At 65.0% G+C, this 22,432-nt stretch carries 22 protein-coding genes; 16 read left to right on the forward strand and 6 right to left on the reverse strand.

Translation table 11 applies throughout. The features are described 5' to 3' along the window. Positions 1–123 precede the first annotated feature (123 nt). On the reverse strand, positions 124–528 hold the full coding sequence (locus tag EWV37_RS09700; RefSeq protein ID WP_129701341.1) for an ASCH domain-containing protein: 405 nt from the start codon (positions 526–528) through the stop codon (positions 124–126). Positions 529–950: 422 nt separating this feature from the next. Between EWV37_RS09700 and EWV37_RS09705 the strand changes: the two genes are divergently transcribed. Beyond that, positions 951–2,198 carry an MFS transporter gene (locus EWV37_RS09705; protein WP_238663200.1) on the forward strand — a complete coding sequence of 416 codons (1,248 nt, stop codon included), beginning with the start codon at positions 951–953 and terminating at the stop codon, positions 2,196–2,198. Positions 2,199–2,252: 54 nt separating this feature from the next. Here EWV37_RS09705 and EWV37_RS09710 read toward each other — a convergent pair whose 3' ends face one another. Continuing rightward, the gene (locus EWV37_RS09710) at positions 2,253–3,686 is read right to left on the reverse strand and encodes an MFS transporter (protein ID WP_129701345.1); all 1,434 of its coding nucleotides are present in this window, start codon (positions 3,684–3,686) and stop codon (positions 2,253–2,255) included. Positions 3,687–3,839: 153 nt separating this feature from the next. On the opposite strand from EWV37_RS09710, the gene EWV37_RS09715 reads away from it, so the two are divergent. From EWV37_RS09715 to EWV37_RS09745, 7 genes are all read left to right on the forward strand, one after another. Next, positions 3,840–4,661, forward strand: coding sequence for an IclR family transcriptional regulator (locus EWV37_RS09715; RefSeq protein WP_129701347.1), 822 nt, complete (start codon positions 3,840–3,842; stop codon positions 4,659–4,661). 91 nt (positions 4,662–4,752) lie between these two features. After that, on the forward strand, positions 4,753–5,658 hold the full coding sequence (locus tag EWV37_RS09720) for a shikimate dehydrogenase (protein WP_129701349.1): 906 nt from the start codon (positions 4,753–4,755) through the stop codon (positions 5,656–5,658). Beyond that, entirely contained in the window at positions 5,655–7,529 is a 1,875-nt protein-coding gene (locus tag EWV37_RS09725) for a bifunctional sugar phosphate isomerase/epimerase/4-hydroxyphenylpyruvate dioxygenase family protein (RefSeq protein ID WP_129701351.1), read from the forward strand. Before EWV37_RS09720 ends, EWV37_RS09725 begins: the two co-directional genes overlap by 4 nt. Before the next feature lie 175 nt (positions 7,530–7,704). Next, the gene (locus EWV37_RS09730) at positions 7,705–8,793 is read left to right on the forward strand and encodes a maleylacetate reductase (RefSeq protein WP_129701379.1); all 1,089 of its coding nucleotides are present in this window, start codon (positions 7,705–7,707) and stop codon (positions 8,791–8,793) included. Beyond that, positions 8,793–10,199: a D-serine ammonia-lyase gene (locus EWV37_RS09735; RefSeq protein ID WP_238663204.1), complete on the forward strand. Its 1,407-nt coding sequence runs from the start codon at positions 8,793–8,795 to the stop codon at positions 10,197–10,199. Before EWV37_RS09730 ends, EWV37_RS09735 begins: the two co-directional genes overlap by 1 nt. Positions 10,200–10,385: 186 nt before the next feature. Further along, on the forward strand, positions 10,386–11,036 hold the full coding sequence (locus EWV37_RS09740; RefSeq protein ID WP_129701355.1) for a TetR/AcrR family transcriptional regulator: 651 nt from the start codon (positions 10,386–10,388) through the stop codon (positions 11,034–11,036). Positions 11,037–11,147: 111 nt separating this feature from the next. Further along, the gene (locus EWV37_RS09745) at positions 11,148–14,729 is read left to right on the forward strand and encodes an MMPL family transporter (RefSeq protein WP_129701357.1); all 3,582 of its coding nucleotides are present in this window, start codon (positions 11,148–11,150) and stop codon (positions 14,727–14,729) included. A 170-nt stretch (positions 14,730–14,899) separates the two neighbouring features. Here the strand turns inward: EWV37_RS09745 and EWV37_RS09750 are convergent, their stop codons facing one another. Then, positions 14,900–15,469, reverse strand: coding sequence for a YqaA family protein (locus EWV37_RS09750; RefSeq protein ID WP_095797021.1), 570 nt, complete (start codon positions 15,467–15,469; stop codon positions 14,900–14,902). Between the two features lie 111 nt (positions 15,470–15,580). On the opposite strand from EWV37_RS09750, the gene EWV37_RS09755 reads away from it, so the two are divergent. The 4 genes from EWV37_RS09755 (at position 15,581) to EWV37_RS09770 (ending at position 18,698) form a co-directional block, all read left to right on the forward strand. Then, positions 15,581–15,973, forward strand: a complete 393-nt coding sequence (locus EWV37_RS09755; RefSeq protein WP_095797020.1) for an ArsR/SmtB family transcription factor — start codon at positions 15,581–15,583, stop codon at positions 15,971–15,973. Between the two features lie 5 nt (positions 15,974–15,978). Beyond that, positions 15,979–16,914: a cation diffusion facilitator family transporter gene (locus EWV37_RS09760; protein WP_129701381.1), complete on the forward strand. Its 936-nt coding sequence runs from the start codon at positions 15,979–15,981 to the stop codon at positions 16,912–16,914. 98 nt (positions 16,915–17,012) lie between these two features. Further along, entirely contained in the window at positions 17,013–17,696 is a 684-nt protein-coding gene (locus tag EWV37_RS09765; protein WP_129701359.1) for a CDP-alcohol phosphatidyltransferase family protein, read from the forward strand. A 3-nt stretch (positions 17,697–17,699) separates the two neighbouring features. Continuing rightward, complete coding sequence (locus EWV37_RS09770; RefSeq protein ID WP_129701361.1) at positions 17,700–18,698, forward strand: phosphatidate cytidylyltransferase; 999 nt, start codon at positions 17,700–17,702, stop codon at positions 18,696–18,698. 14 nt (positions 18,699–18,712) lie between these two features. Here the strand turns inward: EWV37_RS09770 and EWV37_RS09775 are convergent, their stop codons facing one another. Next, positions 18,713–18,982, reverse strand: coding sequence for a type II toxin-antitoxin system RelE family toxin (locus tag EWV37_RS09775; RefSeq protein ID WP_129701363.1), 270 nt, complete (start codon positions 18,980–18,982; stop codon positions 18,713–18,715). Next, positions 18,966–19,175, reverse strand: coding sequence for a type II toxin-antitoxin system RelB family antitoxin (gene relB, locus EWV37_RS15860; protein WP_129701365.1), 210 nt, complete (start codon positions 19,173–19,175; stop codon positions 18,966–18,968). The genes EWV37_RS09775 and relB overlap by 17 nt, the downstream gene beginning before the upstream one ends. Before the next feature lie 33 nt (positions 19,176–19,208). Here relB and EWV37_RS09785 point away from each other — a divergent pair, with 33 nt between their 5' ends. Then, entirely contained in the window at positions 19,209–19,628 is a 420-nt protein-coding gene (locus EWV37_RS09785) for a ChaB family protein (protein ID WP_095797016.1), read from the forward strand. On the opposite strand, the gene EWV37_RS09790 is transcribed toward EWV37_RS09785, so the two are convergent. Then, entirely contained in the window at positions 19,625–20,104 is a 480-nt protein-coding gene (locus EWV37_RS09790; RefSeq protein WP_095797015.1) for a GNAT family N-acetyltransferase, read from the reverse strand. The two genes, EWV37_RS09785 and EWV37_RS09790, sit on opposite strands and share 4 nt — an antisense overlap. A gap of 62 nt (positions 20,105–20,166) precedes the next feature. Here EWV37_RS09790 and EWV37_RS09795 point away from each other — a divergent pair, with 62 nt between their 5' ends. The 3 genes from EWV37_RS09795 (at position 20,167) to EWV37_RS09805 (ending at position 22,385) form a co-directional block, all read left to right on the forward strand. Then, positions 20,167–21,129, forward strand: a complete 963-nt coding sequence (locus EWV37_RS09795; protein ID WP_095797014.1) for a 1-phosphofructokinase family hexose kinase — start codon at positions 20,167–20,169, stop codon at positions 21,127–21,129. Positions 21,130–21,177: 48 nt separating this feature from the next. Then, entirely contained in the window at positions 21,178–22,026 is an 849-nt protein-coding gene (surE, locus tag EWV37_RS09800; RefSeq protein ID WP_095797013.1) for a 5'/3'-nucleotidase SurE, read from the forward strand. A 101-nt stretch (positions 22,027–22,127) separates the two neighbouring features. Then, positions 22,128–22,385 (forward strand): hypothetical protein, encoded by a 258-nt coding sequence (locus EWV37_RS09805; protein WP_129701367.1) that lies wholly within the window; start codon positions 22,128–22,130, stop codon positions 22,383–22,385. Positions 22,386–22,432: the final 47 nt, after the last annotated feature.

Here is a 22,432-nt window from a genome sequence, read left to right on the forward strand (position 1 = left end):
TGGTGCTCCGTGCATGGTGCACCCGGTGTGTTGTTAGAGCCATCGTCTACACATGAGGTGTCGTTGGAACCCTCATCCCTTGTGGGAAAGGTTCTAACGGCACCTGGTGTGCATCTGAGGGTTCTAATCTGCCACCAGACGCTCCACCACCCGGAACTCCTGCATCACCACCGGTGTGCTGTCATCAAGGTGACCAGCGGGGGAGTGGGCGGCCCAGAACACTTCGTGGTCCCGGCGCCAGTCCGCCAACGAGGTGTGGCCTTCGCCTTCGGCCACCACATGGGACCAGGGGATATCTCCCAGGGGCACGACGGTGACCGCAGCTGTCTCGAGAACAGCAACGCCGCGGTCACTGGAATCCAGCAAGAGCTCCAACTCACCTGGTTCAGGCAGTGGTTCACCTTCAATCTCGTAGTCCGAAACCAGCGAACTCGTCGCCGTCTTCCGGCCTGCCACTATCAGCGACACCAGTCGATCCCGTAGCGGCCCCGGCGGACCGAACTCGGCGGACCTCACACCCTGTTCCATGTCCCAAGTATGGCGTGACGTCTCACCTGCACCTCACGTGGTGCGCCACTAGAACCGCTCCCTCCATCTGAGGCGCCGTTGGAACCCTTTCTGCCCAGCGGGAAGGGTTCCAACGACACCTGAAGCGCATCTAAGGGTTCTAACGACGCCTCACGTGTAAAGGAATGCCCCACCGAACCACCAAGTACTTGGGTCCCGAGGGTTCGAAACAAACCGCCAGGTGCTTGAGCCCCGTCTGCCCCAGCGACCCCCCAGGCACGCACCCATGACCGGGCCTACGCACACTCCCACCCGTGACCAACCCCTCCCCTCCACCCAGCGCCAACCACCCGATTCGCGAGTACCATTTGAAGCGAACTTAGAGGGATCGGTCCGCACGTGTGGTCGGGTGTGCGGTGGTTTGATGTACCCGGAGGATCCTTTTGCCCAGCTCGACCGCCCCGCAGGCGCAGACGCCACTCTCAGCACAGGATTCGCTCGTTGCCGCAGGTGGCTGGCCGTTCCTGATCACGGCCTTCATCGGTCGCCTGCCTGCGGCCACGCTGCAACTCGGGCTGCTGCTGTACGTCAGCGGCGCTGGACTGAGTCTTGGTCTGGCCGGCATCACGGTGGCAGCCGTGGGACTTGGTTCAGCAGTTGGCGCCCCGTTGGTCGGCAGGCTCATCGACCATTTCGGTCCGCTGCCCGTGGTTGTCAGCGCAACGCTCATCCAGTTGCTGAGCCTCACGGCCCTGCTCCTGACGGTCGTCAATGACGGGCCCACCCCCCTCATCCTCGTGTGCGCTGCCCTGGTCGGTTCCGCGAACCCGCAAGTGGGCGCGATCGCGAGGGCGCACTGGTCGGGCTTGGCGCGGCGGCGTCGGCAACCGCGACTGATCAGCCGCGCGCTGGGCTACGAAACTGCCTGCGACGAAACCAGCTTCATCCTGGGTCCCGTGATTGCCGGTCTGCTCGTCGGATTACTCGGTCCCAACCCCGCTCTGCTCACCATCATGGCGTGGGTGATCGTGGGCCAGGGCGCGTTCATCATGTACCTGGCGCGCCACCGCACCGAGCACGGCGCGGCCACGGTCGAGGACACTGCGGCGGGTGGCATCGGCAAGATTTCGATCGCCAAGGCGCTGCCGCCCATGATGGTGTGCCTGTGCGTGGGTACCGTGTTCGGCTCGACCCAGACCGCGCTGACCGCCGTCAACGTGCTGCGCGGCACGGAAGCTTACACCGGTGTCATTTACGGCTTCATGGGTGCGGGCAGCGCGGTCGCAAGCATTCTGGTCTCCCGCCTTCCCGAACGCTTCCCCTTGTCCTTGCGCGTGGCGATCGGCGCCTCCATCATCGGCCTAACTTGCCTGGGTCTGGTCACCCTGCCCAGCACCCCGGTCATCGCCGGCCTGTTCGTGATCATCGGCGTGGGCGTGGGCACCATGCTCGTGAGCTCGTTCGGTCGCGGCGAGCGGATCGCGCCGTCGCACCGCATCGCCTCGGTGATGACCATGCTCACCACCTGCCTTGTGCTTGGCGTCTCGCTCGGCGCTGCCTTGGGCGGCGTGCTGTCCGTGCAGCCCGAGCGCGGGTTCATGCTCACGATGGCCGCGGCCGTGGTCGGCATCCTCGCCTCCTTTGCCCTCCACATCACCAAACCCGGACGGCTCGCCACTCATCAGGAGTGACTACGCCGCCCGGGCCGGGTCGCGTGGGTCAGGTCAGGAGATCACGAGGTTGCGTCAGCGACGCCCCGCAGCCGCGGTTTCCTTGCGGTCCAGGGCACCCAGTTCGAGGGCCTCGGTGCGCGTGGTGTGCAGGTCGTCGATCTCGTCCAGGGAACGGTCTTTGGTCTCCTTGGCGGTCAGCGCTGCGACCACCGAGATCAATCCCGCGGCAGCGACGACCAGGGCCACGTTCATCCACTGGGCACCGTCCGCGCCGGCCACGGAGGTGGCCAGGATGGGAGTCAGACCACCGGAGATCGCAAAGCCGATCTGCGTGCCCAGGGCCAGGCCGGTCACTCGGACGCGGGTCGGGAACATCTCCGCGTAGAACGAGGGCCAGATGCCGTTGGCCATGGAGTAGAAGCAGCCGGACAGCAGCGCACCCAGCACGAAGATGAGCGTCCAGTTACCGGCGGACACGGCGGCCAGGTAGGGGAACATGAAGCCCACCGCACCCAGCACGCCCACGACGAACACGGGCTTGCGGCCGATCTTGTCCGCCAGAAGTGCCCACGCCGGAATCGTGAACAGTGCCACGAAGTTCGCGACCACCGAGACCCACAGCATGGTGGAGCGTTCCAGGCCCACGATGGACGTTGCGAAGGACAGCGACCAGACCAGGAACACCACGTTGATGGTGTTGACCATGGCGGCAGCGGCAATACGGAGCACAGCTGCCTTGTGGTACTTCAGCAGCGTGGTAAGGGGAGCGGTGCGCTTGACCTCGGCGCCCTCAGCCTGAGCTTCCTCGAAGGCTGGCGGCTCTTCCAAGTGGCGGCGGATCATGTACGCCACGAAGACCACCACGGCGGAGGCCCAGAACGGTACGCGCCAGCCCCAGCTGAACAGCTGTTCCTCGGTGAGGATCAGGGTGAAGGGAATGAACACGGCGGTCGCGAGCAATGTGCCGAACTGGGTGCCCTGCAGGGTCCAGCTGGTGGTGAAGGCGCGGTGGCGGTCATCGGAGTGCTCGAGTGAGACGGAAATAGCGCTCGCCTGCTCGCCGGAGGCCGAGAGGCCTTGGATCACGCGGCACAGCACCAACAAGGCCGGAGCCAGCAGGCCCGCCTGATCGAAGGTCGGCAGGCAGCCAACCGCGAACGTGGCGCCGCCCATCATGAACAGGGTCAGCATGAGCACGAACTTGCGCCCGTACTTGTCGCCGAGCGGGCCCATGATCAGCGCACCGAGCGGGCGAACTACGTAGGCCACGCCCACGGTGCCCATGGCCAGCAGAATAGCGACGCCAGGGGAGGTTTCCTCCGGGAAGAACAAGTGGTTCAGCACCAGAGCCGCGGCGGTGCCGTACACGGCGAAGTCGTAGTACTCCAGGGCCGAACCGATCCAGCTCGCGAGCGCGGCCTTCTTCGGGGTCTTGGCGGGAGTCCCGGCCGAATGGTTGGGCGGGTTTTCGGCCCCCGGGGAGCCTGTGTGGTGGGTGGTGCTCATGAGAAGTCATCCTTCACGGAAGGCGTGGGATCGAACGTCCCCGCTGCGGTGATTGCCAAATATTGGAAATAGTTTTCAAATACTTGAAACACAAGCATGATGTGAGTCACACTGTTCGTCAAGTACCCGACGAAAAATAATCAGGAGCACATCATGAGCCCCACCAAGACCACCGCCTCGGCGGCGGACGCGGCAGGAGCGCCGGACAAGTCGCGCCCCGCCGATCGCTCCGGCACCGTGCGCAAAGGACTCACGCTCCTGGAACTGCTGGCCAACTACCCGCACGGGGCCACCGCGGGCCAGATCGTCGCAGACTCCGGCTACGCCTTCAGCACCTGTTACCGCCTGCTCACCACGCTGGTTGACTCCGGTTTCGCTGAGTTCGATGCCGCCACCAAGCAGTACCGCCTGGGCCTGCTCGTGTTCCAGATGGGCCAGAAGGTCGCCACGGCCAGGGGGTACTCGGGCGTCGCGCTCCCCATTCTCCGCAAGCTCACCGAAGCCACCGGTGAAAGCTCATTGCTGGCCATTCTGGACGGCGACCGCTTCCTCACCGTGCACACCGTGGACGGCCCCAACCACCGCATCACCACCGACCCGGGAGACCGCGGCGAGCTGCACACCTCATCTCTGGGCCGCGCGCTGCTCGCCTTCAGTCCGCAAGAGACGCGCGACGAGTTGGTCGCCACCATCGACTTGGGCCAGCGCACCGACCGCTCCCTCACCGATCGCGACGACCTGCGGCGGATCCTCGAGGAAACCCGCGCACGCGGCTGGGCCTCCCAGGACCAGGAACACGACGACGGGATGTGCGCCGTCGCCGTGCCCGTCATGACCCCGGGCGGGCCGCTCGTCGCCGCGCTCGCGCTCGCCGCCCCCGTCTATCGCTGCGACCTGGCCGGCCTCGAGGAGCACCTGCCTTTGCTCAACGACGCCGCCGCCCAACTGGCCTCGCAACTCCCGCAGCGTCCGTAGTCACCCCTACGTCGCTCGTTACCGCGGCGCCTGCCGCCCCATCAACGCATCCAGTCACTTCAGCATCCACGGATTCCCCGAAAGGAACCGCATGTCCACTCGCAACGAGTCCTTCCTGATCGGTCTGATCGGCGACGGCATCACCGAAAGCCTCACCCCACCCATGCACGAGCGCGAAGCCGATCACCACGGCGTGCGCTACCTCTACCGGCCCGTGGACCTCACGGTGATCAATCGCCCCGGATCGGACGTGGGCGAGTTGCTGCGTGCCGGCCGGGATCTGGGCTTCAACGGCTTCAACATCACTCACCCGTGCAAGCAGATCGTGCTGGAGCACCTGGACGAGGTGGATCCCCAGGCCGCCGCGATCGAAGCGGTCAACACCGTGCTGATCAGGGACGACAAGTTCATTGGCTACAACACCGACTGCTCCGGGTTCACGGCCGGTTTCCGCGCCGGCCTGCCGGGGGCCAACCTGGAACGCGTGGTCCAGTTCGGCTCGGGCGGCGCGGGTTCCGCGGTCGCCGAGGCCCTGCTCACCGTGGGCGTCCAGCGCCTGGATCTGGTGGATGTCGACGTCGCTCGCGCGGCTCAGCGCGCCGCAGCCCTAGCCGGGCGGTACCCGGGCGCCGTCGTCGAGACTGTCTCACCCGAACAGGCGCCCGAGCTCGTGAAGGGGGCGAGCGGCGTCGTCAATGCGACCCCCGTGGGCATGCATCACCACCCGGGCACCCCGTTCGATACCGCCCTGCTCAACGCGCAGCAGTGGGTCGCGGACGTGGTCTACCTGCCGTTGGCCACCGAACTCGTGACCGCGGCCAAGTCGCTGGGCTGCCAAGTGCTGGACGGCGGCCACATGGCGGTCGGGCAGGCGGTCGATGCTTTCAGGCTGTTCACCGATCTGGAACCGGACCGGCAGCGGATGCGCGACCACTTTCTGTCCCTGACCGGGCAGGCACCGGTGGCCAGCGAGCAGCAAGCGGGAGCGGCCCTGTGAGAACCAGCATCGCCACGGTGTGCCTGTCCGGCACGCTTGAAGAAAAAATGCAGGCTGCTGCGCTCGCCGGATTCGACGGGATCGAGGTGTTCGAGCAGGACTTGGTGGTTTCGCCGTCCTCACCCGAACAACTGCGAGACATGGCCGCGGAGCTGGGGCTGTCCCTGGACATGTACCAGCCCTTCCGGGACGGCGTGGAGGTCGCGCCGGACGCGTTCCCTGATTCGCTGCGGCGGCTGCGCGCCAAGTTCGAGCTGATGAATCGCCTGGGCACCCCGGTGCTGCTGATGTGTTCCAACGTGGCCACGGCGGCGCTGGATGATGACCAGGCCATCGCGGATCAGCTCAGGCAGGCCGGTGAACTGGCCGCCGAATACGACATCAAACTCGCCTATGAGGCCCTGGCCTGGGGCAAGAACGTCAACGACTGGCGCCGCGCCCACCGCATCGTGGAACTGGCCGATCACCCCGCCGTGGGCACGTGCCTGGACAGTTTCCACATCCTCTCCCGCGGGGACACCGTGGACGGGGTGGAGTCGATGGACCCGGAGAAGCTGTTCTTCGTCCAGCTGGCGGACGCGCCCCTGCTCAAACAAGACATCCTCTCGTGGTCGCGGCATCACCGCGTGTTCCCTGGCGAGGGTGACTTCGACCTGGTGGACGTGCTAGCTCGCCTGCACGAATGCGGCTACGCGGGTCCGGTCTCGCTCGAAATCTTCAACGACGCCTTCCGCCAGGCGGATGTTCACCGCACCGCCGTGGACGGGCTGCGCTCGTTGCGCTGGCTCGAAGACCAGACGGCGGACGCCGTGCGCGCGGCGGGGGAGGACCCCGCCCGTGAGCCGCTCGTGCTGACCGACCTGCCGGATCCCCAGCCGCCGCGGGCATGGGATTTCGTGGAACTGCGCACCTCCAAGCTCGGGCAGACCACGCGCCTGTTGCACCAGCTAGGGTTCGAGCTCGCCGGTCACCACCGCAGCAAGGACACCGTTCAGGCGTGGACGCAGGGCCCGGTGCGCATGGTCATCGCGGAGGATCTCGAGGCCTCGCTCGAGCAGCCCACTCGGCTGGCCGCCCTGGGCTTCCAGGTCGACAACCCCGACGACGCCGCCCACCGCGCCTCCCGCTTGCTCGCCCCGGTGGTCTCGCGCACCCAGCAGCCGGACGAAACCGTGCTGCACGGTGTAGTGGCACCGGATGCCACCGAGATCTTCTTCGGTCCCCACACGGACAGTGGCGTACCCCCGTGGTTGGAGGAGTTCGGCGCGGACCCGGCCGAGGCGACGTCGGAATCCCTGATCACCGGCGTGGACCACGTGAACCTCGCTCAGCCATGGCAGCACTACGACGAGGCCGTCCTGTTCCTGACCTCCCTGCTCGACCTGCATGCGCAGCCGGCACAGGAGGTTGCGGGGCCGTCCGGGCTGGTGCGCTCGCAGGTCATGCGGTCCGCGGATGAAACCGTGCGGATCCCCCTTAACGTTGCCCCCACCGCGGCGGAGCAAGGCGCCTACACCGGCGCAGCCTACCCCGAACACGTGGCGTTGGCCTGCACGGACATTGTCGCCGTGGCTCGCCGCGCACGACGCCGCGGCCTCACCTTCCTGCCGGTTCCCGAGAACTACTACGAGGACCTCGTGGCCCGTTTCGACCTGGCCCCGGACGTGGTGGCCGAATTGCGCGAGCACGGCCTGCTTTACGACCGCGACGAGCACGGCGAGTTCCTGCACTTCTACACCGCGACCCTCGGTGAGGTGTTCGTGGAGGTCGTGGAACGCCGCGGCGGCTACCGCGGATTCGGCGCCCCCAACGCTCCCGTGCGGCTGGCTGCGCAGTACCGGACCTGGGAGGAAGCAGCGGGCACCATCTGATCACGGCTTACTGCACGGTAAGCCGCCATACTCGGCAGTAAACCGTCACGAAATGGCTCTGGGGTCGACTCGGCGCACCTGACAGACTGGAGCCAACCAGTCTTCGTGCGTAGAGAGCGGGATGTTCGTGAGTGATCAACGGTCCAATCAGACCAAGCCCGGTGACAATCAGCCCATGGTGTTCGAGCACAGCACCGCCGCCCAGCGGGTGTTGTTTGGCTCCGACAAGGCCGGTGAATTCCTCACAGCCGAACTCGGGCGGCTGGGCAGCACGCGTCCCATGATCATCACGGGTGGATCCGCAGAACGGGCCGCCCGGGAGATCACCGCCCGTCTCGAGCCCGACCTGTGGTGGAACGAGGTGGTCCAACACGTCCCGGTGGGGCTCGCGGAGAAGGCGCGTGCGGTGGCGTCGGAGGCTAAGGTCGACGCGCTGGTGACCGTGGGCGGCGGCTCGACCATCGGTCTGGGGAAGGCCGTCGCGCTCACGTCCGGTCTGCCGCTGATCGCTGTGCCCACGACCTACGTCGGCTCCGAGGCGACCGACACATGGGGCCTGACCGAGAACCGCACCAAGACCACCGGCCTGGATCCCAAGGTCCTGCCGGTCACCGTGATTTACGACGCCGCTCTCTCACGTTCCCTGCCGGTGGGCCTGTCGGTCGCGTCCGGCCTGAACGGGCTGGCGCACTGCGTGGATTCGCTGTGGGCGCCCAAGGCGGATCCGATCAATCGGACGTTCGCCCTCGAAGGCGCACGCGCCCTGACGATGGCCCTGCGAGGTATCACCGCCGATCCGGACGATCTGCGCGCCCGCGAGATGGCGCTGTACGGCTGCTACCTCGCGGCGTTGTCCTTCGCATCCGCCGGCTCCGGAATGCATCACAAGATCGCGCACGTGCTGGGCGGGACGTTCAACCTTCCGCATGCGCAGGTCCACGCGACCGTCTTGCCTTACGTTCTGGCGTTCAATGCACCGGCGGTACCGGAGGTTTCGGCCCGGTTGGCCGATGCTCTCGGCGCCGACTCCGGTGATGCAACCGAGGCCTTAAGCTCCCTGTATCGCGAGATCGATGCGCCCCGGGCGCTCGCGGACATCGGCTTCACCGAGGACGGGATCGCGGAGGCCGTGGAGCGCTCCCTGAAGGCCATCCCTGCATCCAATCCGACCACTCCGACGGAGGAGAACCTGACGGCGTTGCTGCGTGCCGCACGGAATGGTGACGATCCGGCCAGCGTGTCCGTGGCGGCGCAGCAGGCGTGATGGCAGTGCGCGGCAACTTTCGCGACGACCCGTTCCTCGCTCGGTTGGCAGATCAAGAACCATCCGCGTGGTTCAACCCGGCCGTGACCACCACCGCGGAGGGGTTGGTCGCGTCGGGTTTGTCGTCCGCGATCGTGGACGACGCCGCCGCGAGACTCGAGCGGTTCGCTCCGTGGATTGCCCAGGCGTTTCCGGAGACGGGGGACGCTCGCGGAGTGATCGAGTCACCGCTTCATGCCGCGCCGGACATGCAACGTGAACTGGGCCTGACGGCGGGCCGGTTGCTGCTCAAGCGCGACGACGTTCTGCCCGTGAGCGGCTCCATCAAGGCTCGCGGAGGAGTGCACGAGGTTCTCGAGTACGCGGAATCACTGGTCATGGAGGCGGGGTTGCTGCCGTCACCTGCTGAAGTCGGCGAGAGCACGAACCGCGCTGCGGAGAACGACACGGATACGGTTCAGAGCCTGACCCCGGGTCTCACTGTGGCCGGCCATGAGGATGAGGCCGGCGGCGTCGCGGACTACCGGGTGTTCAGTTCCGAACCCTTCCGCGGGGTCCTGACCGAACATCGGGTGGTCGTCGGATCAACCGGGAACCTGGGACTGTCCATCGGTATCACCGCAGCCGCACTCGGGCTGCAAGCCACTGTGCACATGTCCACGCATGCGCAAGCCTGGAAGAAGGAACTCCTCGGCAGCTTGGGCGTGGAGGTTGTGGAGCACAGTACCGATTACACCGCCGCGGTGGAGGCAGGACGCATAGCCGCGCAGGCCGATCCGACCACGCACTTCGTGGATGACGAGCACTCCGTCAGCCTGTTCGCCGGCTACGCAGTGGCGGGCAGACGAGTAGCTCGCCAGTTGGCCGGCCAAGGCCTCGCCGTGGACGAGGATCACCCGCTGTTCGTCCATCTTCCGTGCGGCATTGGCGGTGCACCGGGCGGGGTGGCCTACGGTCTCAAACTGGAATTCGGAGATGCCGTCCACTGCGTTTTCGCCGAACCCACCGCGGCGCCGTGCATGATGCTGGGCGTTTACACCGGCCTCCACGATCAGATCTCTGTGGCGGAACTAGGTCTGGACACTCGCACAGTGGCGGACGGGCTGGCCGTGGGGAGACCATCAGGTTTCGTGGGGCATCGCATGCAGGGCCTCATCGACGGCTACTACACGGTGACCGATCAGCGCATGAAAGAGCTGGTCAAAGCGCTGTATGTAACAGAGGGAATACTCGCCGAGCCCTCCGCCGCGGCAGCCCTTGATGGCCCGCGGTGGATCACCACCGACGCGGACTATCGTCAGCGAATGAACCTCACCGATCAGCGGCTCCAGAACGCTACCCACATCGCCTGGCTGACCGGCGGTGGAATGGTCCCCGAGGAAATCCAACGGAGCTACCTCGCTTGATGCCTGACGCCTGTCCTGCGGGCACCCGACGGTTGCCACTAAACGCCTGACGCCCGGCCGGCTGCGCACACCGAACGAGAAGCACCAACGCCTAAGAAGCACCCCCAGCTTTCCCCAAGAAGTCTGCTTGCTCACACTCAGGCTCAGAAGGTGCACAGAGTGCAACAAGTGCCCTACTGTTGACACGTGAACTTTTCATGCCAGGGGGAAGCCCCCAAGGACAAGCGGGGTGCTCTCAAGTGGCACAACCGGCGCGCCATTGTGATGGCCGCCGGTGAGCTGGCTGATCTCCACGGCATTCAGGGGTTCTCCGTCGATGACCTGGCCAAGAAGGCAGGCGTTTCCCGGCGGACCATTTTCAACCACTTCGCATCGGCGGAAGATGCGGGGTACGAGTACCTCTCGGAACTGGTTTCACATCTCATCGGGGCAGTCCTTGCGGAACTTCCGGACCCTTCCGAGCTGGGTGATCAAACACTGGGTTCGGTGTATCGGGATCTGTGCACGGCGATGCGGGCTCACAGCCTGGTCGAAGCGCTGCGCCCGCTCCTGATCCAGGCAACTGAGGTCAAAGAATCACCGACCGCAGCGCTCTGGAGTTTCCGCGTGACCAATGCGGCCACCGAGCGGTTGGAGCACGTGCTCCGCGAACGGCTGCCCGAACACAGCCAGCTCGAACTGCAGCTCGTGGCCACGTCCATCATCAACTCCATGGCCGTGTGCATGGATGCATGGCTCTTGCGTACCGGTGGAGAGCTGAACGACCAAACCCGTAGTGAGTGGAACGAACTCCTGACCGAGGCCCTCAAGATTCTGGGCCGCGGCTTCAACACCTGACATACCTGATCATTTGTCGGCAAACCCGCGCGAGCGGCGTCGTCGGCGAGATCCGCTACAGCGGAACGTAACTGAACATGACCATCGCTACTTACAAGTAGGAGATTCTCCGTGGCACGACTTCTCTACCGGCTGGGCATCGGCTCGGCCCGTCACGCGTGGGCGGTGATTGTTGCGTGGATCGCCGTGCTGGCCATCTCTGTGGGTGCGGTGGCGTTCTCCGGCGTGCAGCTGTCCAACGCGATCACCATCCCGGGCACCGAAACCCAGCGACTCGCCGACCGTTTGCAGGACGAGCTCCCCGAGGCCAACCAGGGCACCGGTCGCATGGTCTTCTACACCGAGGACGGCTCGGAATTCACGGAGGAACAGCGGCAGGGTATTGCCGATGCCGTGGCATCGACCGAGGGCATCGACCAGGTGGACAGCGCTACCAACCCGTTCGAGGCGCAGTCTCAGCTCGATGACGGACGTCAGCAACTCGTGGATGGTCGCGAGCAGCTGGAGGAGGGCCAGCAGGCCATCCAACAGCTGCAGGAGAACCTGCCCCCGGGCGCCAATGCGGACCAGATCCTGCAGCAGCGCGGCATCGACCCGCGGCAGATCCAGGAGCAGCAGGCTCAGCTGGAATCCGGTGAGCAGGCGATGGAACGCATGGGCGACTACCGCGTGGTCTCCGAGGACGGCAACTCCGCCATCTCGGTCGTGAACTTCACCGTGGACCAGACGTCCGTGACCGCGGACGCCAAGGAAGCCGTGATGAACGCCGTGGAAGACCACTCGGTCGACGGCGTGGGCGTGGACTTCTCCCAGGAGCTCTCGCAGGACATCTCGGCCCTGCTGGGTCCGGCGGAAATCGTGGGTGTGGTGATCGCGGCGATCGTGCTGTTGGTCATGCTGCGCGCCCTGGTCCCGGCGATCCTGCCGGTGCTGACCGCGCTGATCGGCGTAGGTATTTCCACGGCCGCGACGCTCGCCTTCTCCGGCGTGATCGACATGATGTCCGTGACCCCCATGCTCGGCGTGATGCTGGGCCTGGCCGTGGGTATTGACTACTCGCTGTTCGTGCTGAACCGCCACCGTCAGCAGCTGCGCCGCGGTATGGAGGTCAAGGAATCCATCGGCATGGCCGTGGGCACCTCCGGCACCGCCGTGTTCTTCGCTGCCCTGACCGTGATCGTTGCACTGGTAGCGCTGAACATCACCGGCATTCCGTTCCTGGGCCTGATGGGTACCGTGGCCGGCGTTGCCGTGCTGATCGCCCTGCTCATCACCCTGACCCTGACCCCCGCACTGCTGTCCCTGGCCGGGCGCAAGGCACTGCCCCGCAAGCAGCGCAACGCCGCCCCCGTCGAGCAGCACATCGACGAACACGACGTGCCGTTCCACTTGCGCCACCCCTGGATCACCTCGCTGCTGAGCGTGGGCGTCCTGGTGGTGCTCGCACTGCCGGCTCAGGACATGCGCCTGGGTCTGCCGGATGCTTCCACCGAAGCCGTGGACAGCACCTCGTACCAGGCCTACCAGCGCATTGCCGAGGACTTCGGCGCCGGCGAGAACGGCCCGCTCGTGGCCGTGGTCGATATGCCCGAGGGCCTCAGCGATGACGAGGCGACCGAGAAGATCAACTTGGTGTCCGACCGCATTGCCGAACAGGACGACGTAGCCAACGTGCTGCCCGGCGTCACCACCGATGACAACCGCACCGGCGTCATCCAGGTGATCCCGGAATCCGGTCCGGCTGATGCCGCCACCGAGGAGCTCGTCAACAACCTGCGCGGCCTCAACGGTGACGCGCTGAACGGCGAGGACGTCAAAATCGGCGTGGCCGGCACGACCGCCGCGAACATCGACGTCTCCCAGCTACTCGGCGAGAAGCTCCCGCTCTACCTGGGCGTGGTCATCATCATCTCGCTGCTCCTGTTGCTCATGGTCTTCCGCTCCATCGTGGTTCCGGTGATCGCCTCCCTGGGCTTCCTGCTCTCGGTCCTGGCGTCGCTGGGTGCCGTGGTCGCGGTGTACCAGTGGGGTTGGGGTGGCGATCTGATGGGCGTGCACGATCCCGGGCCCATCCTGAGCTTCCTGCCCACCCTGATGATCGGCATCCTGTTCGGTCTGGCCATGGACTACCAGCTATTCCTTGGTTCCGGCATGCGCGAGGCCTACGTCCACGGCCACCCGGCGCGTCAGGCCGTGGTGTACGGATTCAAGGCCGGTCGCGCTGTGGTCACGGCCGCGGCGATCATCATGATCTCCGTGTTCGCGGGCTTCATCTTCGCGCACCTGTCCATGATCAAACCCATTGGTTTCGCCCTGGCGATCGGCGTTCTGTTGGACGCGTTCGTGGTCCGCATGTTCCTGATCCCGGCCGTCATGCGGATCATGGGTGAAAAGGTCTGGTGGCTGCCGCGTTGGCTGGACAAGATCCTGCCGCGCGTGGACGTTGAGGGCGAGTCCCTCGTGCGCGCCGGCGCCACCGCCGGTGCCGCTGGCGGTGCGGCCACCGCCGCGGTGGGTTCCGGTTCAAATTCGGATTCGGGTTCCCGTTCCCAGCGCGACGACGCCGCTCCCACCTCGGATCGCGACGGTTCCGTAAGCGGCGGGTCGGCTGCCCCCGTTGCGGTCGGTGCGGGTGCACATGGCGGGTCGGCTCAGGCCTCCACCTCCGCGATTGCCGGTGCGGCTGCCGCGCCGGGAACGACTCCCGCCCCCGTCTCAACCCCTACGACGGACGCTGCGGCAGGGAACTCCGCGAGCGGCGTCGTCCCCGTGAAGGCCATGGCGTTCTCGGAAGTGGAGTTGCGCAAGGCGGATCCCGCGCTCAAGGCGACGGACGCGTTGTTGCCGTTGCTACCGAGTATGCCGAACGAGGAGGAAACGGCTCGCGAGGAACTGAGTAAGGACAAACCCGAGGCCGCTCCGCACAAGTCCATGCACGAACGCGTGAACTTCCGGAAGGTCATGGTGGCGGGCCGACCCGTGCTCGTGGTTGAACCCAAGTCTCGCGCGTGGGGTGCCGTGGCGCCCGTGATCGTGTACTGGCACGGCGGCGGTTACGTGAACGCCATGTTGGGTACGCACTGGCGCTACCTGGACGAGTTGATCAAACACACCGGTGCAACGGTCGTGGTGCCCAGCTACGCGCTGGCGCCCCTGCACACCGTGGACGAGGTGCAGCCGCTCGCGGACGGAACGCTCGAGTTGGCGCGTTCGCTCGGCAAGCGCGTGTACTTCATGGGTGATTCGTCCGGCGGTGGCCTGGCGCTGGCCCAGGCGCAGCGCTTGCGCGAGCAGGGTGAGTCGCTGAACGGCCTGGTGCTCATTGCGCCGTGGGTCGACGCGTCGCTCAGCAACCCCGAAATCTCGGCCTACGAGTCCAAGGACAACATGCTCAGCGTCAAGCGGCTGCAAGCTTCGGGTCGCTGGTGGGCCGGGGAGCGGGACGTGCTCGACCCGCTGGTCAGCCCGATCTACGGCTCGTTCGAGGGACTGCCGCGCACCCTGATTACTCAGGGCGACCGCGACATCCTCTACCCGGACACCATGAATACGGTGGCGGAACTGCAGCTCGCGGGCGTGGACACCACCACGATCGTGGCCGAGGGTGCGCCCCACACCTACTCGCTCATGGTGTGGACTCCCACCGCGCGCAAGGACGTGGAGGAGATCGCTCGCTGGATCCTGGAGGGGTAGCTAGTTTTTCCAAGGCTCACCCGGTGAGAGCCATTTGATAACGGCTTACGGCACGGTAACCACTGGTTACCGTGCCGTAAGCCGTTACGAGATGGTTTCGATGCGGCCGGGGCCAGATTCACGCCTTGCTGACGACGCCGCTCGGTCGGCTTTGCGCATCCAGGCCAGCTTTAGCGGCCCACGTTCTTGAAGAACCACGTGTAGAAGCCGATCCAACCCGCGGCGAAGACGCTCCACCGGACCCACTCAGGAGCGTCCGGCAGGAGTTTTCGCCCCAGCACGGCCAACCCGCCAATGGCCGCGGTGACCAGGATGAATCTCGGAGCCCGCGCCGGAACGGACCACAGCAAAAACCGAGGCAGGGGCCGCCCCAATAGTCCGTTGGTCCGCGCATAAATCTTGTACGGGGTGCCCCGCAGCGGCCCCGTCAGCAAAGCTGTGTATCCCTTGGCGGAGTAGTCCTCTTCGATCCGGCGCACCATGGCTGGGGAGACCGCGGGCAGCGTGACCAGCGCCCGTGCCGAGCGCGCTGCATCTGTCCTGGCACCCCACAGATGAGTGACTGCGCCACCCAGCACCGCGCCGGCGGTTGCGGAGGCCACGCACCTCAGGCCGCGTTTCGGGCTCTTCATGGCCACCGCGGACAACCACACGTCCGGGACGATGAAGAACACTGTGGCTTCCGCAAAACCCCACCCCGCTGCCACGGCATGATCTCGGCGGACCGTTGAACCTGTCATGTACCCTCCGAGGTCGAGCAGTGCTTAGCAGCTGTGACGCCCATTCTGCCCGCTCGTGACGGTTCAGCGCGGACCTACACAATCATCGTTAATGGACGATATGATCGTCATATGACGATGAAAATCCATTCGAGCGGGCCCCTGTGGTTCGAGGACCGCAGCGCCTACGCAGCGCTCTTCCACGCTCTGGCGGAACCAACCCGGTTGGCCCTGCTGGAACACCTGGCCACGGGCGAGCATCGAGTGCGAGACATGGTCGATCACATGCAGCTTGCGCAGTCCACGGTGAGCAAACATCTGGCGTGCCTTCGGGATTGCGGCCTGGTCTCGGTGCGCGTTGAGGGGCGGTCGTCATGGTTCTCACTGGTTGACCCCGGGCGTTTGGAGAAATTGGTGGCGATGGCCGATGAGCTCATGACCGCGTCCCACGCCGCAGGATCCCTGCGCGATCATCGTGAGCGCCACGAGAAGATCACCGGCCAAGTTGTTCCCGAGGAGGGATGACGAACATGGGTCACGACCACAGCCATTCCCACGTGCCTCAGGCCGCGGACCGGGGCATGCGCCGTCGGCTGGTGATTGCTTTCGGTATCACGGCAATCATCGTGATTGCCCAGGCCGTGGGCAGTGTGATCACCGGGAGTCTCGCGCTGCTCACGGACACCGCCCACGCGGCGGCGGATGCTTCGGGCCTATTGGTCGCCGTCATCGCGGCGACCATGATGCTGCGCCCACCCAGTGGCAGTCGCACATGGGGCTTCGCCCGCATCGAGGTGATCGCGGCGCTCGGTCAAGCCGTGCTGCTCCTGGGGGTGGGCATCTACGCAGCGATCGAGGGCATTCGGCGCCTCTTCGAACCCAGTAACATCCCCTCGGTTGAACTGTTGATCTTCGGTGTCATTGGTCTGGTCGCCAACATCGCCGCGATGGCGGTGCTCGCGTCCGCCCGGGACTCGAACTTCAACATGCGCGCGGCGTTCCTCGAGGTGCTCAACGATGCCCTCGGCTCCATGGGCGTGATCATCGCCGCGATCGTCATCCACACCACCGGGTTCCAGCGCGCGGACACCATCGCCGGCCTGTTCATTGCCGCCCTGATCCTTCCCCGCGCCTTCCGGCTGCTGCGCGAAACCGTGGGTGTGCTCATGGAGTTCGCGCCCAAGGGTGTGGACCTGAACGAGGTTCGCGAGCACATCATGGAGCTGGAGCACGTGCGCGATGTTCATGACGTCCACGCGTCCACCATCGGGACTGGTCTGCCCGTGCTGTCCGCTCACGTGGTCGTGGAGGACCGGTGCTTCAGCTCCGGTCACGCCCCGGAGATCTTGGAAGCGGTCCTGGGCTGCGTGCGCGAGCACTTCCCGGTCTCCTTCGACCACGCGACCATCCAGCTGGAAACCGCTGCGCTGCGGGACAAGGAATCTCCGGACGTGCGCCACGCGTAGAACGCGAAAGTCCACAGGCCGTTCGCCGGGGTCCATCAGGGTAACGACCGAGTGTGCCAAGGTGGCATTAACCGATCCGCGCACTCCCGAGGTGATCCATGGGCCCCAGTACCAGTTCCCCCAACGCGCCGGACCCCCTGCGCCGACCCATTCCGCAACGCACCACCGGCTGGGCCACGCGCATCGCGTCCGCCCTGCAGCGGGCGGGCCTGAAACCCAACCACATCTCCGTGGCCTCGGTCGGCTTCGCGCTCCTGGGTTGCCTGTGTCTGGTGCTTTCCGCACATTTCGACGACGCCGCTCGCCTCCTCCTACTCATCGTCGCCGCCGTGACCATCCCGTTGCGCCTCGTGTGCAACATGTTCGACGGCATGTTGGCGGTGGAGGGCGGACTGAAAACACCCACCGGTGAGCTGTTCAACGAAGTACCGGACCGGATCTCGGACCTGGCCCTGCTTGCGGGAGCCGGGTATGCGGCGTCGGCGATGGACGGCGGCGTGACCCTGGGTTGGCTTGCGGGAAGTCTCGCCGTCCTGACCGCCTACGTGCGCACGCTGGGAGTGAGCGCGGGAGCGGGGCAGTTCTTCGGTGGCGTGATGGCCAAGCAACAGCGGATGTGGACGCTCATGGTCGGGATCTTGGCCACCATGATCGAACCGCTGCTCAATCTGCCGCGCGGGTGGATGCTGATCGTGACGCTGATCCTCATTGCCGCGGCCTCCGCGCTCACGGTGGTCACGCGGCTGCGGTGGATTGCCCGCGAACTCACGAGACGAGGCTGAGCCATGACCGAGATCGGGCTGATCGGTCCGCAGTCGATTCGGCTGCTGATCGGCGTTGGGGTGTTTCTGGTGGTGGCCACCGTGGTTGCCGAGATCATCTTCCGGCGCACCACCAAGGAAGGGCTGCGGAACACCCTGATCAACGTTCGTCAGCGGATTTTCGCCTGGTGGATCATGGTGGGTGTGCTCGCCGTGAGCCTGGCGCTCGGCGAAACCGTGATGCTCGTGCTGTTCATGCTGCTCTCGCTCGTGGCGCTGCGGGAGTTCATGGCGCTGGTCCCGGCCGGCGAGAAGGACGCCCGCACGCTGATCTGGATCATGGCCGTGCTGACCCCACTGCACTACTGGTTCGTGTGGGAGCACTGGTACGGGATGTTCGCCATTTTCCTCCCGGTCTACGCGTTCCTTTTCCTGCCCGTGCTGTTGGCGCTGTCTGGCAGAACCGATCATTTCCTGCACCGCGCGGCCCTGAGCCAATGGGGGCTCATGGTGTGCGTGTACGCGCTAAGTCATCTGCCCGCGATCCTGCAATTGCCGGTTGCGTTCAATCAGGGCAAATCCGCGGCGGATGGTTCTGCCGTGGGCTCCGGTCGCGTGGAAGGTGGAGCGCTCCTGCTGTTCGTGTGCGTGGTGGTGCAGGGCTCTGACGTGCTGCAGTATCTGTGGGGCAAAACCCTGGGCCGCCACAAGATCGCGCCGAACGTGAGCCCCAACAAGACGTGGGAAGGCTTCATCGGGGGAGTGCTCTCCGCGACCGCCCTGGGTGCCGCACTGTGGTGGCTGACCCCGTTCACGCCGTGGCAAGCCGCTTTGCTGTCGCTGATCGCGTGCCTCATGGGCTTCGTGGGCGGCCTGGTGATGAGCAGTCTCAAACGTGATCGCGACATCAAAGACTTTGGCGCAATCATCCCCGGTCACGGCGGCATCCTGGACCGCACGGACTCTCTGATCTTCGCGGCGCCGGTGTTCTTCCACCTGACGAGATTCTTCTTCAGTGGTTGATCGCCGACGCTTGGCTACTGAGAGCGATACACCCGAGACCGGTGATCCACTTCAAGGATCAGGATGACGATCTCTTCGTCACGGATTTCGGCGAGGGCTCCGTAATCACCAACGCGGTAACGCCAGAGGCCTGACAGAGGGCTAGTCAGCGCCTTCCCGTGAACTCGGGGGTCTTCGAGTTCACCGACCTGAGCGATTTTTTGGACGATGCGCTTTGCGATGGTCTTGTCGAGCTTCCCCAACTGCTTCTTGGCCGTTGCCGTGATCTTAATCGTCCAGGCCAAGGTCCTTCACCACATCCTCCAAGTCGAAGACAGGTTCCCCACCAGAGTGAACACGCTCTACAAGCGCCGCGATTCGATAGGTCTCTTCCATACGTGGAAGTGACTCCTCAATGGCTTCACGAAGGTAATAGGACTTGGGTCGCCCCGTTGAGCGAGCGAGCCATCCTGGCCGCGCGTAAAATTGCCAGCACACTACCTATCGGTGTCTCGCGAGAGGAAGCAGATCATGCCCAAGGCAAACAAGGACGGTCGCGCGATTCAGGACGAAATTCCGTCTACTCTGCAACGTTCGGATGAGAAGGCCCAGGACACGTTCGCGCAGACCTATGACTCCGCCAAGGACGAGTACGACAGCTCATCGCGGGCGGCACGCACCGCGTGGTCAGCGGTGAAGCACACCCACGAGAAGGTGGGGGACCACTGGGAGCCCAAGGACGAGAGCGGACCCTCGGACGATCGTGCCGAAAAAGGTGGGCTCAACAAGGAAGAGTCCGCGGGCGGCGTCGACGCCAATGCCAGCAAGGACCACCTGTACGAGATCGCTCAGGAATTGGACATCGAGGGCCGCTCGGACATGACCAAGGACGAGCTGGTTGATGCCATCGACAAGGCCAACCAGAAAAAGACCAAGGAATCCCGCAGCTAGAGTTTCCGGCCCAGGAACACGGTGGCCGTGGTGTTCTCGTGGAAGGGTTCCACGGGTTCGTAGCCGCGCTTGCGGAACATGGCGATGCCCTCGACCATCTCTTCGTTAAGGGAGACCACGGCGGTGTGGGCACCCAGCGCACGAACCTTGTTCTCCAACGAGCGAACGAGTGTGCGGGCATGACCCTTGCCGCGGTGATCGGGCGTGACCCAGATGCGCCGGAGTTCGGCGGTCGTGTCGTCGAGCTTGCGGACCGCGCCGCACGCAATGACCTCGCCGGAGATCAGTTCCGTCATGAGAAAGAAATCGCCGTTGGGTGGCGTGACCTGCTCCGGTGAGGTGCTTTCGGTGAGGTCAGGATCGAAACCGCCGTCGATGCGGTGATCGAGTTCGCTGAAGTACGCGGTCAGCACTTTCTGCGTGTGATCGCTGGCGGCTTGGCCTTCCAGGATGCGTACGGGTGCGATGGCGTTCATCCCCCCATGGTGACACCGATGCCTACTGTTCACCAGGGCCTAACTCGTAGTAGTTTTCGGCCATGACTCCGACGCCTACCGGGAACAAGCCCCGCGTATCGATTTTGGTTCCCACCCCGTTGTTGGTGGTGGAGATGACCGAGCCCGCTGCCTACCGCAATCGCAGTGACCACGAGTCGGATGTTCATCTGCATCCGGGCGGGCAGGGGCTGTGGGTGGCCCGTATGGCCGGGTCGCTCGGGGCCGAAATTTCCATCAACGGACCCTTCGGCGGAGAGTTGGGGTCGCTGATCCGCACCATGCTCGACGGCATGGGTATGCAGGTCAACGCCGTGCGCTACAGCTACGGCAATGGTGGTTATGTCTACGACTTGCGCGGTGAAGATCGGGAGACCCAGGCGCACATGCCGCCGCCGGAGCTGTCCCGTCATGAGTTGGATGACCTGTACGGTACTGCCTTCGTGGATGCGTTGGCCTCGGATGTTCTGGTGGTCACGGGTGCGGAGCCGGCGGACGTGATTCCGTCGTCCTTCTTTGGTCGGCTCATTCGCGATACCCGCGACGCCGGCACACCCGTGGTCGCGGACCTGAGCGGAAAACCCGCTTTGGCCAGTGTCGACGCGGGCGTAGATGTTCTCAAGATCAGCCACGAGGAGATCATGGACCTCGAGATCGTGGAGGACGAAACCGCCGAGTCTCTCACCGAGGCCGGCAAAATGTTGCTGGAACGCGGGGCGGGCGCCGTCGTCATCTCGCGCGCGAAGGACCCCGCCCTGTTGGTCGAGAAGAACTCGGTGCGGGAGGTGTCCGCGCCGTCGATCACCCCGTTGGACCACCGGGGCGCGGGGGACTCGATGACGGCCGGGATTTCCGTGGGTCTCGCGCGAGGGCTCGACCTGGTCGACGCCGTGGCGCTGGGTGCTTCTGCCGGTGCACTCAATGTGGCGCGGCGGGGTTTAGGCACGGGTAATCGCACGACCATCGAGAAATTCGCACGGCAGATCACCGTCCGGAAGCTGACCTAAACATGCTCGGCTCTGGTGAGCGGGCGGGTGGCATGGAAGCATGGGGCCATGCGCATCCTTGTGACCAACGATGACGGGATAGCTTCCGCGGGACTCGCCGTTCTGGCCCAGGCGGCGCTGGACCGAGGGCACGAGGTCAAGGTCGCCGCACCCGCCGAGGAGTACTCGGGTGCCAGCGCGTCCCTGTCCGGCGAGGAGATTGACGGCAAGATCGCGCTCGTTGACGCCGATCCGCCCAACATGCCCGCGGGTGTCGAGTGCGTGGGTGTGAAGGCCGCACCGGCTCTGATCGCGTTTCTGGCCTCTTACGGGGCGTTCGGCGAAGTTCCGGACATGGTGCTCTCGGGTGTGAACCTGGGCGCGAATACCGGCAAGGCCACACTGCATTCTGGCACGGTGGGAGCTGTGCTGACGGCGGCGTCGCACGGAATTCCGGGGATCGCGGTCTCAATCACGTCCGGACAACCGCAGCACTGGGACACTGCGCTGCTGGTCACCAAGTTCGCGCTTGAACGTTGGGAGTCGCGCGAATTCGACGGCAGGATCTTGAACATCAACGTTCCCGACGTCGCCCCCGACCGTCTCAGGGGTCTCAAGCCTGCCGATCTGGCATCCTTCGGTGCGGTCCAAGCCCAGATCCATCGTGGCGACGACACGCACATTGCAGTGACCTATAGTGCCGAGACCGGGCGGGAAGAACCGGACAGCGACCACTACCTGCTGACCCATGGTTGGGCGACGGCAACGCTGCTTCGGGCGCCGGTCAACGACACGAACGGGCAATTGCGGACCATTGATTTGGAAGAGCTGGGTATTACGTCGAGTTCAGCGCCGGATGCCGCGGAATCTCAAGGGGATATCGACGTCGATGCCGCCACGGTGATGCGGAAAACCTAGACCTGTTTGACTAGAACTGGCCATATGGCCATTGAATGGGTCCGGCAGGAATGACACGGTGGAATGCCTAGAACGTGACGAGTCACGAGAAGGTGTTTCAGATGTCTACCGCATTGCCCGAGCATCGAAATGTCCCGAAGCTCACTGACGAGCAGGTCATCGAGCAGGACCGATGGTATCCACATACGGTGGGGCGAGCAGTCGTGTATGCGGCCTGGGTGTACCTTGTCGCGATAGGTGCCGTTACGGCAATTGAAATGCAATTTTCGCTGCTTCGAGACGGTCTGAACTATTGGGGCATCGTTCCTGCCGCCTTGGCCAGCGCTATACCTGAGTTGGCTCATTCGTTTAGTGCGTGATTTTCGGGGTCGCGGATGGCGTCGAGGACGGCCTGCTGCTCGGCCGG

Origin of the sequence: Kocuria carniphila (genome assembly GCF_004136555.1) — a bacterium.
In the GTDB taxonomy this organism is placed as follows: Bacteria; Actinomycetota; Actinomycetes; order Actinomycetales; family Micrococcaceae; genus Kocuria; species Kocuria carniphila.